Here is a 10,680-nt window from a genome sequence, read left to right as displayed (position 1 = left end):
TTACTCACCCGTTCGCCACTGTATCCAAAGATACCGTTCGACTTGCATGTATTAGGCATGCCGCCAGCGTTCATCCTGAGCCAGGATCAAACTCTCCATTTGATTTGACTCAACGCTTTTGCGTTTTATTTTATTTTTTGATTGTTCAGGTTGAATTGACTTGTACTTGGTTTGTTTGTTTAACCTGTACCAATTGGTACTTGTACATACTGTCTGTAAAGTTTTCAAAGAACGAGTTATTTGTGAAGATTTATTTATCTTTCACAAGCTTGTTTATCTTACTCCCTGTCCTGATCAAAGTCAAGGCTTTTTTGTGAATTTCTTTTTGAATTTCACAATCAGAAGAAGACTTCACTTGTGAGAAACAAGCCGTCTCTCACAAGGCTCATTAAGAATACCACTCCAACAGTCATCGGTCAACCTTTTTGTGAATTATTTTTAAATTTTCACAAATAAGGATTTCTGCCCTTAGATAAAGAAGTTTGGACATTCCAGGAGGCTGTTTTTGACTTCCATCTCTTAAACAGCTTTGAAAGAATACCTCTGAATTCCTTTGTTAGCAAGTCATATCACTCGAAAAATACTTCTTAATTTAATTTCGGTTTTACAGGGATCTTCCCTATTAAGAAACGATCTCCGCCGCTTTTGAAGACTTATTTATAATCTCTGGTTAATTAGTTGTCTCTATGGGATTGTTTTGTAATTTTTCCTTTTCTTCCTTAACTTCCTTCTTCATTTTGGTTTTAGCTGTGACAAGAGAACTTGACATTAAGACAATCCCAATCAGCAAGCCATATCGATAGGGGAACATTTGCCCTGCCAAAGTACATAGTTTAATCCGATGATCGACATAAATTTGAGATACATAAACCGGTCAATAACCTTCATTATTCTTTTAAAGTAATTCATATCTTCCTCTCTTCATGTTTGACTTCTTGTAAGGATTATTCAAAAAAGATGAAATTATCATGAAAAATTTCTTAATCTCAATTCTGATTGGATGAAACAATTCAAAAAAGACATTAGAATGATGCCATTTTCAGATCTAAAAAGTTAAAATAACAACTTTATAATTATTCTGAACTAAAAAAACATACATTGTCTTATCCTGGTTTTATATCTATCCAGTAAGAACAAGTGTATGTTTTTCGACTTTATATTGGAAATCAATAATTTGTAACTGGTTTGCGTTCTGCCTTTAAATTGTGTTTCTTGTTGGAACGCTTTGCTAATTCTGCCTCAACTTCCTGCAGACTGACTTCTTTTTGAGCCATCAATACCATGACGTGATAGAAAAGATCTCCAAGCTCATTGACCAGATCTTCTTTGGATTGTGATAATGAGGCAATGATCACTTCCGTACATTCTTCTCCAACCTTTTTTAATATCTTTTCTTCACCTTTTGAATAAAGATAAGAGGTATAGCTTCCTTCTTCTGGATTCAGTTTTCGATCCATCACTGTTTCATATAAAACCGCAAATTCGTTTTCCATGTCATCTCTCCGTGTCATTTCAAAATCGTTTGATTATTCCAAGCCGTTTGACTCTTTTTGTTTTTTTATAATCTCGTCCCTCACTCGTTTTGGGTAAGGAACATTGTTTCCATTCTACTGTTGCTACTATTCTTCTATAAGCGGACGATAGAAGCAGGAATGATTGCCTGTATGGCAGGCGGCTCCATCCTGTTTTACTGAAAGTAAAATTGTGTCTTGGTCACAATCAATTCGAACATCTACGACATGCTGGTAATGTCCAGAAGTTTCTCCTTTACACCAGAGTTCATTTCTTGAACGGCTCCAATAGGTGGCCAAGCCTGTCTTTAGTGTCCTTTCCAATGCTTCCCTGTTCATATAAGCAAGCATAAGAACTTCATTGGTTCCGACTTCCTGTACGATGACAGGAATTAGACCATTCATCTTTTCAAAATCGGGTTCAATTCTTTTCATCGCGCATGAATGCCTTTCTCTTTCAGATAGTCTTTTACTTCCCCGACACTGAGTGTTCCATAATGAAACAGACTGGCTGCTAAAGCAGCATCAGCAGTATCTTCCTTAAGAACATCATAAAAATCTTCGAGTTTCCCGCATCCGCCTGAAGCAATGACAGGAACATTGACGGCATTTCTGACTGCCTGAGTCAGCTCGAGATCAAATCCCTGTAATGTTCCGTCAGCATCCATACTAGTCAGAAGGATTTCTCCTGCTCCAAGTTTTTCCGCTTCTTTGACCCATTCGATCACATCCTTATGAGTATTGATTCGGCCTCCAGCAAGATAAGCGTCCCATCCAGTCCCATCTTCTCTTTTTTTTGCATCAACTGCCAAAACAATACATTGTGAGCCAAACATCTCTGCTCCCTGTCGGATCAGATCGGGATTTTTCAGAGCGGAAGAATTCAGTGAAACTTTATCCGCGCCAGCCAGAAGCATTTTTCGGATGTCCTCAATCGAACGAATACCACCGCCAACAGTAAACGGAATAAATACTTGTTTGGCTGTTCTTTCGACCATATCAACCATCGTGTTTCGATCATCACTGGTTGCTGTGATATCTAAAAAGATCAGCTCGTCAGCACCCTGTCTGTCATATTCAGCTGCCAGTTCAACCGGGTCTCCTACTTCTTTAATACCTACGAAGTTTATTCCTTTGACCACTTTGCCATCTCGTACATCCAGACAGGGAATGATTCTTTTGGTCAGCATTGTCTCTCCTTTCCAGACTCGATGGCCTTTTTTAAGTCCAGAGTGCCAGCGTACATGGCTTTCCCTGTAATGGCTCCATACAGGTCAAGACTGGCAAGATCCTCAATATCCTTTAAATTATGAATTCCACCTGAAGCGATAATTTTCATGTTGACTGCATCAGCCAGGTTTTTTAGCATCTCCAGATTGGGTCCCTGCAAGGTGCCGTCTTTAGAGATATCAGTAAAAATAACAGTTTGAACACCCATTTTTTCGAGATCTTTTGCAAAGTCTAGGTAATCCGTATTGGAAGATTGCTCCCAGCCTTCCACACAGACTTTTCCATCCTTTGCATCAATCCCTACGGCAATCCGCTTTCCGTATTTATTGACCGCATTTTGTAAAAGCTCGCGGTCTGTTAATGCAGATGTTCCTAGAATGACCCGTTCGACTCCCTGACTTAAATAATGGTCAATATTTTCCATCGTTCGGATTCCACCGCCAACTTCGACAGGAACGCTTAATGAATTGGCTGTCTTTATAATCAGTTCATCATTGACCGGGCGTTTTGCCCTGGCTCCATCCAGATCGACAAGATGAATAAATTCTGCCCCTTCTTTTTCGAAGGCTTTTGCCGTATCCAGAACACTGGCCGCTACCACTTCTTTTTTTGAGTAATCTCCCTGATACAGGCGAACTGGTTTTTGATCGATAATATCAATTGCTGGAAGAATGATCATTGTTAAACTCCTTTGCAAACCACTCGAGAATTTTCAATCCATCTTTTCCGGACTTTTCTGGATGAAACTGGGTTCCAACCACGTTATCTCTGCCTACAATTCCAGGAACCAGGTAGGGTCCATACTGCGAATAAGCAATTAGGTCATCTGGATCAAATCCGCTGACAAAGTATGAGTGATCGTAATAGGCAAATGGATTGGCTGAAAGTTTATCTTTCAGAGGATGACTGGAGCGGATGACTAAATCATTCCAGCCAATTTCAGGAATTCGAATATCGTAGCCCTTCATTGGGATGACTTCACCCTTTAAAAAACCCAAACCAAGTTGATGACCGTTTTCTTCAGAGCTTTCAAATAAAGCCTGCATTCCAAGACAGATTCCAAGCATTGGCTTTTTATTCTTTCCAACTTCATCTAAAACAAACTGATCCAATCCTGTTTTTTTGAGATTTTTCATTAAATCTCCAAAAGCACCCACTCCAGGAAGAATCAGTTTGTCACACTTCCTTAATTGTTCAGGATTTTCTGAGATTAGAGATTCAAGTCCTAAATGAGTACAGGCGTTCTGCACCGAATGCAGATTGCCCATTCCATAATCAATAATTCCTATCATTCAAGAACTCCCTTCGATGAAGGAATTGCATCACCTTCAATACGGACAGCCTGTTTTAGCGCCCGGCCAAAAGCCTTAAATACAGCTTCAATTTTATGATGGTCATTTTTTCCATACGGGACATGGATGTGAAGTGTTATTCCGGAATGATCACAGATGGCTCTGAAGAATTCTTCTGTCATTTCAGTCGAATATTCCCCGACTTTTTCTCTGGTAAATTCCGCATCAAACACGAGATAGGGTCTTCCGGAAATATCTAGATCAACGATGGCCAGAGCTTCATCCATTGGCATTCGGAAACTTCCGTATCTTGCGATTCCTCTTTTATCCTTTAACGCCTCTTTCAGACATTTTCCAAATAAGATCCCCAGGTCTTCGACGGTATGATGATCGTCAACTTCCAGATCTCCACGGGCTTTCACTTTCAGATCAAAACCGGAATGAAAAGCAAACAGTTCAAGCATATGGTTAAAAAAACCAATCCCAGTATCCACCAGAGCCTGCCCACTCCCATCGATTTCGACAATCATATTCAGTTCTGTTTCTTTGGTATTTCGTTCCTGAATGGCTCTTCTCATACAATTCCCTCCATTGATTGATCAAAGCTCTTCATAAGTTCGAGAACCTGATCATTCTCCTGTTTTAAACCTACCGTGATCCGCAGATAATCCTTATTGGCATAATCACGAATGGTGATTCCATTTTTCATAAAGAGATCAACCAGTTTTTCTATTGTCTTTAATCGATTGTTTCGAGCAGGATCATTGGGATAAACCAGTATGAAGTTTCCATTAGCTTCTAATGAGCAAAGGTTTTTCATTTCTTTAATTGCCTTCTGCATCCGAATACGTTCCTGCAGAATTTTACGAGTGCGCTCTTCAAAATGATCTGCATGTTCGAGAACCTTGCAGGCTGCAGCACTCGAAAAGGAATTCAGATTATAAACTGGTCTCGCCGGGTCAATGGCTCTGATATTCTCAGGATTGGAAATCAGAAAACCGACTCTCAGACCTGCCAATGCATAGGCTTTGGACAGAGTTCGAGTGATATAAAGGTTTTCTAGTCCCGGTTTAAGTAAAAGTTCAACCGCTGACCGGCCTCCAAAATCCATATAGGCTTCATCCATGACTACCGGAACCGGATACAAAGCCGCTGCAATCCTTTCAACCTTTTCAGGTGTTATCATCATTCCTGTTGGATTATTCGGATTTGAAAACATCACTAAAGAAGGATTCGCTTCCTTGGCCTGTGCGATAAAATCTTCAATATCAAAATTGATTGAAAAACCATTTTCATCACTGATCAGCAGTGGGTATCTCTTCACTTTGCCCTTCATGGCTGAAACGTAAAAATCGTACATTGAAAAATCAGGGGCAAGAGTATAAAGGGTATCACCCTTTGAGACAAAAGAGGTGATCAAAAGCTGAAGCATCTGATCACTGCCGTTTCCAGCTATCACCATATCTGCCGGAATGCCTAGATGTTCAGCATACTGGCTTCGTAAATTGGTTGAAGAATCTTCCGGATACCGGTTAAACAGCAGGTCAGGAAGCATTTGCTGGAGTTCACCAATGAGTTCTTCAGGCAGATTCTCACTGGCTTCATTGGCATTCAGAAGCAAACCGGTCTGTTTGTGAGCCTGATAGGTTTCAAGCTGATCGTTCATATCGTCTTTTCCTTTCTGCTGTCTTGCAGCTTTTTAAATGATTCAGAATCGTAATTCGATTCCTGAGATTTGTCCGAATTTTCTCTTTATTCAGCTAGATCCATTGAATCAGTTAAATCATTTGATTCAATCAAGCCGATTGATTCAGTCCATTCATTGTGAGGATCAGTTTTCGTTATTCAGGCGAACGGATACCGCATTGGCGTGGGCATCCAGATCTTCATGTTCTGCCAGATTAATAATTCTTTTCCCTTCATCCAGAAGAACTTCTTTTGGATAGTAAAGATAGGAAGATTTCTTAACAAATGAATCAACACCTAATGGTGAGGAAAAGCGGGCTGTTCCAGATGTCGGAAGAACATGGTTGGTTCCTCCAAAATAATCTCCTACACTTTCACAGGTGTAATAACCAAGGAATACTGATCCAGCGTTTTTGACCTGATCCAATAATGCCATTGGATCTTCAACGAGTAATTCAAGATGTTCCGGGGCAATCGCATTTGAAATGTCAGCTGCTTCTTCCAATGTATCGGTCAGAATACTCTTTCCATAGTTTTTCAGAGATTCTTCAATAATTGCCTTTTTTGGAAGACGATCCGTCTGAATTCTTAACTCCTTATTTACGGCATCGATCATTTTCTTGCTGTTGGAGATCAGAATCGCACTGGCCATCGGATCATGTTCAGCCTGAGAAAGCAGATCAGCAGCCGCATAGGCTGGATTGGCGTTTTCATCTGCAATCACCAGAATTTCAGATGGACCGGCAATCATATCGATATCCGTTTTTCCGAAAACGAGCTTTTTAGCAGCTGCTACAAAGATATTTCCGGGACCGACAATTTTATCCACCGCAGGGATACTTTGAGTTCCATAAGCCAAAGCCGCAATCGCCTGGGCACCACCAACCTTAAAGATTCGGGTAATACCGGCAACTTTGGCCGCTGCAGCAATATTTGGATTAATGCTGCCGGATTTTGATGGCGGAGTAACCATGATGATTTCCCTAACACCAGCTACCTTTGCTGGAATGGCGTTCATCAATACAGAAGAAGGATATTGCGCCCTTCCGCCAGGAACATATATTCCAGCAGATGCCAATGGCATGATTCTTTGTCCTAAAAAAGCTCCATTGCTGCGTTCAATTCGATATCCTTCTTTTTTCTGAGCTTCATGATATTCATAAATATTTTTAGAAGCATCTTCTAAAGCCGCGACAAAATCAGCATCGGCTTTTGAAGCCGCTTCTTCAAGCTCTTCTTTTGAGACCTCGAAATCATCAAGGCTGACCTGATCGAAGAGTTCAGTATATTTTTTTAAGGCATTATCCTTATCCTTACGGACTTCATCAATAATGGCCGCCGCTTTGGCCAGGATGTCTGCAGAGATTTCCTGAGAACGATTTTGCAGATAAGCCGCCAGTTCTTCTTTTTGTGTTTTATCGATTGCACTCAGCATTCTCAGATACCGCCCTTTCCAGATCTTCTAAAACCTTCATCACTTCATTTTTCTTTAACTTAAAGCTTGCTTTATTCACAATAACTCTGGCCGAAATTTCCGCACAGGTATCAAATACAACCAGACCATTCGCTCTTAACGTATTCCCGGTTTCCATGATATCGACAATTCCATCGACCAGTCCTAACAGCGGCGAAAGCTCAACCGAACCATCGATCTTAATGATTTCTACATCAATGTTTTTCGAGGCAAAATAGTCACGGGCCACTTTTGGATATTTGGTTCCAATGGTGACATGTCCCTGCTTTTCCAAAGGATTATTTTCAGGCAGCCCTGCGCAGATGAAACAGCATTTTCCAATCTTCAGATCCAGCATTTCATAGTAATCGCCTTCACCTTCCATCAGAGTATCCTTTCCGACCACTCCTAAGTCAGCCACACCATGTTCGACATAGGTAATGCAGTCATTGGATTTAACCAGGACATAATCAATGTCGTTTTTAGTATCCGGAAGAACCAGTGCTCTTCCCTTATCACGAAGGTTTTCGACTCCATAGCCCATTTGTTCGAGCAGATCGGCTGTTTTGGTTTCCAGTCTTCCTTTTGTGAGGGCCATTCTTAAAGACATACATCCAGCTCCTTTACTATTTCATCCGTATCCCAAAGACTGAGAACTGCAGGTTCACCATTTTTCTGAAGTTCCTTGGCCAGTTCAAAAGCTTCCAGCCAGCGATCAGCGGGATAATGAATCTTCCAGCATGCTTTTTTTACGGGAACCTGGATCAAATCGATTAGATAATCAAGTTTAAGCGAAAATCCTCTGGCTTCAGCCGGCATACCAAAACGAGAGCACAGGCTGTCATAACGTCCCCCGGAAAGAATAGATGTTCCTACCCCAATAGCAAAAGCTTCAAAAATCAGCCCTGTGTAGTAATTGAGATAAGGAATCTTTCCAAGGTCAAATCGGATCAGTGATCCATATCCAAGGCTGTTCAGAGCCAGGTTTATTGCTTCCAGTCGATCCAGAATGGCATCTAAGCGATCGTTAAAGGAGAACATTCTTGCCCGTTCAAGAACTTCACTGGTCCCATTGAGTAATGGAAGTTCCATGAAGAAATCACGAACAGCTGGATCCATATTTTTTGAATCTACAAATTCACGCAGTTCAACCATGCTCTTTCGGTTAATCAGATCGGCGGCTATGTGCAGGTCTTCTTCTGTTTCAAAAACGGCTGCAGCCGCTTCTTCAAAGAAATTCACTTCTCCAATTTCCAGAGTGTAACCAGCCAGACCGATCGCATCGAGCGTATCCAGTGCTGTTACGAGAACTTCCAGATCCGAAAAATCATCTCCTCCGATCAGCTCCACTCCGCAATCCATGACTTCTGATCGCTTACCGGCAAAGGATTTGCGCATCTTATAAACATTCGAGCAATATGAAAAGCGTAACGGCTTATCAGCCTCCTGATAACGGCTGGCTGCCATTCGGACAATGGGGACGGTCATATCAAGACGAAGTGCAAGAATATCAGAATTTTCATCGAAGAGTTTTACCATCTCCCGATCCTGCAAAGTATCAAATGCGGTTGAATAGGTCTGATAATACTCCATAGCTGGAGTCATCACTTCTTCAAATCCATGTTTTTCAAATGTATCCAGCATGACTTTTTGCAGATAACGCTTTTTACGGACATCATCTCCAGCCAGATCACGCATTCCTAGTGGTGTTCTTTTTTGCATATTGATCCTTTCTGGATTTGGGTTTCAAAAATAACAGGTATAAAAAAAGACCTCCATCCAAAGGACGAAAGTCATTATTTCGCGGTTCCACCTTTATTTACAGACTCCTCACGAAGTCTGCCTTACGGACTGCCATCACAGTCCTGTCCTGTATCGGGGACTTCCGGAAACCCATTCCCTGGTTTCCTGCTCCAGGATGTGTTCAATAAGGCTAGTCCCTTCTTTTCACCACACAGAAGTTCTCTATACACGTCACCCTATTTACTGGTTCCCTTCATTGCAGATGTTTAAGTTATGTTAAGAAGTTTAAAACTCTGAAAACAGATGTCAAGGAATAACCCAGGGACTTTTCATTTTCTTTCAGAAATAAAAGAAAATTATTACAGGATTGTATCTCATTAGGATTAGATCGGATTCAGAAGACCGAAGTGATCAAAAGCCTTATACAGTCCATCATTATCAATCTGATCTGTGATCCAGTTTGCCTTTTCCTTGGCCAAATCGGTTCCATTGCCCATACAGACGGCAATATCCGCTTCTTCAAACATTGGAATATCGTTTTCTGAATCTCCAACAGCCATTAATTCGTAGTCTCCATCGAAGCCTTCCAGTACTTCTCTCATGGCCAGAGCCTTGTTATGGTAGGCATCAGTCAGTTCACCCCGGTAGGCTGAGCCGAATCCATTCATCGGGTTATGACTGTTCTTATAAAAGAGAATATCCAGATGTTCCTGATTCATAATTGGATGAAGATCAAATGGTGTTTCTGTATCAAAGTTTACTTTCATTATTTTGTCACGCGAATGGGTTTCTAAACCGTCAAGACTCTGCCTGGTCATCCATTCCCTGCGGCCTTCTTTTTGAAAGAAAATCGTTCTTCGAAACGCGAACTTAGGATCATCGAAGCTGATTCCTTCTTCCTGAAGGGAATATCCAGCACCATTCTTCTTCAGAAATTCTTCAATTCTCGCTACTCGATCGGCACCGATGTAATATTTTCTGAAGTTTTCGTTTCCTCGATATAAATCCATACCAGTTGCCAAAAGATAACCATCAAGATTCATATCCCAAAGAAACTGGGGGATATTATCGGCGGTTCGTCCGGTATTCACGAAAACCAGATGTCCATTCTTCCGCGCTTTATCTATGGCTTCCAATGCTGAATCTGGAATGATTTCTCTATTCCAGAGTGTTCCATCAAGATCCAAAAAGACTGCCTTTTTCTTTTTTTCTGGAAATTGCATATGTTTAATATTCGAATTTAATTGCTCTTCCATCACTTACCTGCTCCTTTTTAAAGGATTCAGATTTTCTATCTGATTTATCCTCATGTTTTTATTTTTCTGTTGTTTCCTGATTTTGCGATTTTATTTCCCTGATTATTTTACATACCTTCTTCCCGGAACCAAATTGAATTTTTCTGTTTTATATGGCGATGAAATACAGATCTTCTGATTCAACTTCACTGCACCAGTCAGGCTTTAATCATTTGTTCATTGTCGAAGATGGTTAAATTTGGATAATTGGATTGTTTCATAATTTCCAGATCAATGTCTATTGTGACCAAAGACAAGCGATTTCAATATGATTTTGCCTGATAGAAAAAGCTCATTGGTCTGAAAGGGGCTGTTAAATTTCTGACAGTCCAAAAATAAAAAGAGGCACCTGATCCGTAATGGATGAGGTGCCTTTTTTGGTAAAATATGTTCATGCTCAATAAACAAAATTACCAAACACACTATAACTCGATTCAGGGCCGTTTGCCACTGCTCCATTCTCTCTTCCC

Annotated in this window: 12 protein-coding genes, 1 rRNA gene and 1 other annotated feature; all 13 genes read right to left on the bottom strand. The window is 40.8% G+C overall.

The genetic code is table 11. The annotated features are described in order from the left end of the window. A 16S ribosomal RNA gene (locus tag BO222_RS11550) occupies positions 1-102 on the bottom strand; the annotation flags it as partial. 1,064 nt (positions 103-1,166) lie between these two features. Further along, positions 1,167-1,493, bottom strand: a complete 327-nt coding sequence (hisE, locus tag BO222_RS11545) for a phosphoribosyl-ATP diphosphatase (RefSeq protein ID WP_075820914.1) — start codon at positions 1,491-1,493, stop codon at positions 1,167-1,169. Between the two features lie 126 nt (positions 1,494-1,619). Next, positions 1,620-1,946 carry a phosphoribosyl-AMP cyclohydrolase gene (hisI, locus tag BO222_RS11540; protein WP_075820913.1) on the bottom strand — a complete coding sequence of 109 codons (327 nt, stop codon included), beginning with the start codon at positions 1,944-1,946 and terminating at the stop codon, positions 1,620-1,622. Beyond that, complete coding sequence (gene hisF, locus BO222_RS11535) at positions 1,943-2,701, bottom strand: imidazole glycerol phosphate synthase subunit HisF (RefSeq protein ID WP_075820912.1); 759 nt, start codon at positions 2,699-2,701, stop codon at positions 1,943-1,945. The genes hisI and hisF overlap by 4 nt, the downstream gene beginning before the upstream one ends. Next, entirely contained in the window at positions 2,695-3,420 is a 726-nt protein-coding gene (hisA, locus tag BO222_RS11530; protein ID WP_075820911.1) for a 1-(5-phosphoribosyl)-5-[(5-phosphoribosylamino)methylideneamino]imidazole-4-carboxamide isomerase, read from the bottom strand. The genes hisF and hisA overlap by 7 nt, the downstream gene beginning before the upstream one ends. Continuing rightward, positions 3,398-4,033 (bottom strand): imidazole glycerol phosphate synthase subunit HisH, encoded by a 636-nt coding sequence (gene hisH, locus BO222_RS11525; protein WP_075820910.1) that lies wholly within the window; start codon positions 4,031-4,033, stop codon positions 3,398-3,400. The genes hisA and hisH overlap by 23 nt, the downstream gene beginning before the upstream one ends. Next, a complete protein-coding gene (gene hisB, locus BO222_RS11520; RefSeq protein WP_075820909.1) occupies positions 4,030-4,611 on the bottom strand; it encodes an imidazoleglycerol-phosphate dehydratase HisB in 582 nt (193 codons plus the stop codon). The genes hisH and hisB overlap by 4 nt, the downstream gene beginning before the upstream one ends. After that, positions 4,608-5,699, bottom strand: coding sequence for a pyridoxal phosphate-dependent aminotransferase (locus BO222_RS11515; RefSeq protein WP_075820908.1), 1,092 nt, complete (start codon positions 5,697-5,699; stop codon positions 4,608-4,610). The genes hisB and BO222_RS11515 overlap by 4 nt, the downstream gene beginning before the upstream one ends. Before the next feature lie 165 nt (positions 5,700-5,864). Continuing rightward, complete coding sequence (hisD, locus tag BO222_RS11510; protein ID WP_075820907.1) at positions 5,865-7,154, bottom strand: histidinol dehydrogenase; 1,290 nt, start codon at positions 7,152-7,154, stop codon at positions 5,865-5,867. Then, positions 7,135-7,782: an ATP phosphoribosyltransferase gene (hisG, locus tag BO222_RS11505; RefSeq protein WP_075820906.1), complete on the bottom strand. Its 648-nt coding sequence runs from the start codon at positions 7,780-7,782 to the stop codon at positions 7,135-7,137. Before hisG ends, hisD begins: the two co-directional genes overlap by 20 nt. Then, positions 7,773-8,894 (bottom strand): ATP phosphoribosyltransferase regulatory subunit, encoded by a 1,122-nt coding sequence (locus BO222_RS11500; RefSeq protein ID WP_075820905.1) that lies wholly within the window; start codon positions 8,892-8,894, stop codon positions 7,773-7,775. Before BO222_RS11500 ends, hisG begins: the two co-directional genes overlap by 10 nt. 57 nt (positions 8,895-8,951) lie before the next feature. Next, positions 8,952-9,181, bottom strand: a binding site (T-box leader). 117 nt (positions 9,182-9,298) lie between these two features. Further along, positions 9,299-10,171 (bottom strand): HAD family hydrolase, encoded by an 873-nt coding sequence (locus BO222_RS11495; protein WP_075820904.1) that lies wholly within the window; start codon positions 10,169-10,171, stop codon positions 9,299-9,301. A 270-nt stretch (positions 10,172-10,441) separates the two neighbouring features. Next, the coding region (locus BO222_RS14145) for a hypothetical protein (protein ID WP_233131259.1) at positions 10,442-10,680 on the bottom strand (239 nt) is incomplete at its 5' end.

The organism is Ileibacterium valens (genome assembly GCF_001945525.1).
In the GTDB taxonomy this organism is placed as follows: Bacteria; Bacillota_I; Bacilli_A; order Erysipelotrichales; family Erysipelotrichaceae; genus Ileibacterium; species Ileibacterium valens.
This window is presented reverse-complemented; position numbering and strand designations above follow the sequence as displayed.

What these genes read in the sequence shown, in the direction of transcription:
- hisE (WP_075820914.1), bottom strand. Translation starts at nt 1,493, where the DNA reads ATGGAAAACGAATTTGCGGTTTTATATGAAACAGTGATGGATCGAAAA.
- hisI (WP_075820913.1), bottom strand. Translation starts at nt 1,946, where the DNA reads ATGAAAAGAATTGAACCCGATTTTGAAAAGATGAATGGTCTAATTCCT.
- hisF (WP_075820912.1), bottom strand. Translation starts at nt 2,701, where the DNA reads ATGCTGACCAAAAGAATCATTCCCTGTCTGGATGTACGAGATGGCAAA.
- hisA (WP_075820911.1), bottom strand. Translation starts at nt 3,420, where the DNA reads ATGATCATTCTTCCAGCAATTGATATTATCGATCAAAAACCAGTTCGC.
- hisH (WP_075820910.1), bottom strand. Translation starts at nt 4,033, where the DNA reads ATGATAGGAATTATTGATTATGGAATGGGCAATCTGCATTCGGTGCAG.
- hisB (WP_075820909.1), bottom strand. Translation starts at nt 4,611, where the DNA reads ATGAGAAGAGCCATTCAGGAACGAAATACCAAAGAAACAGAACTGAAT.
- BO222_RS11515 (WP_075820908.1), bottom strand. Translation starts at nt 5,699, where the DNA reads ATGAACGATCAGCTTGAAACCTATCAGGCTCACAAACAGACCGGTTTG.
- hisD (WP_075820907.1), bottom strand. Translation starts at nt 7,154, where the DNA reads ATGCTGAGTGCAATCGATAAAACACAAAAAGAAGAACTGGCGGCTTAT.
- hisG (WP_075820906.1), bottom strand. Translation starts at nt 7,782, where the DNA reads ATGTCTTTAAGAATGGCCCTCACAAAAGGAAGACTGGAAACCAAAACA.
- BO222_RS11500 (WP_075820905.1), bottom strand. Translation starts at nt 8,894, where the DNA reads ATGCAAAAAAGAACACCACTAGGAATGCGTGATCTGGCTGGAGATGAT.
- BO222_RS11495 (WP_075820904.1), bottom strand. Translation starts at nt 10,171, where the DNA reads ATGGAAGAGCAATTAAATTCGAATATTAAACATATGCAATTTCCAGAA.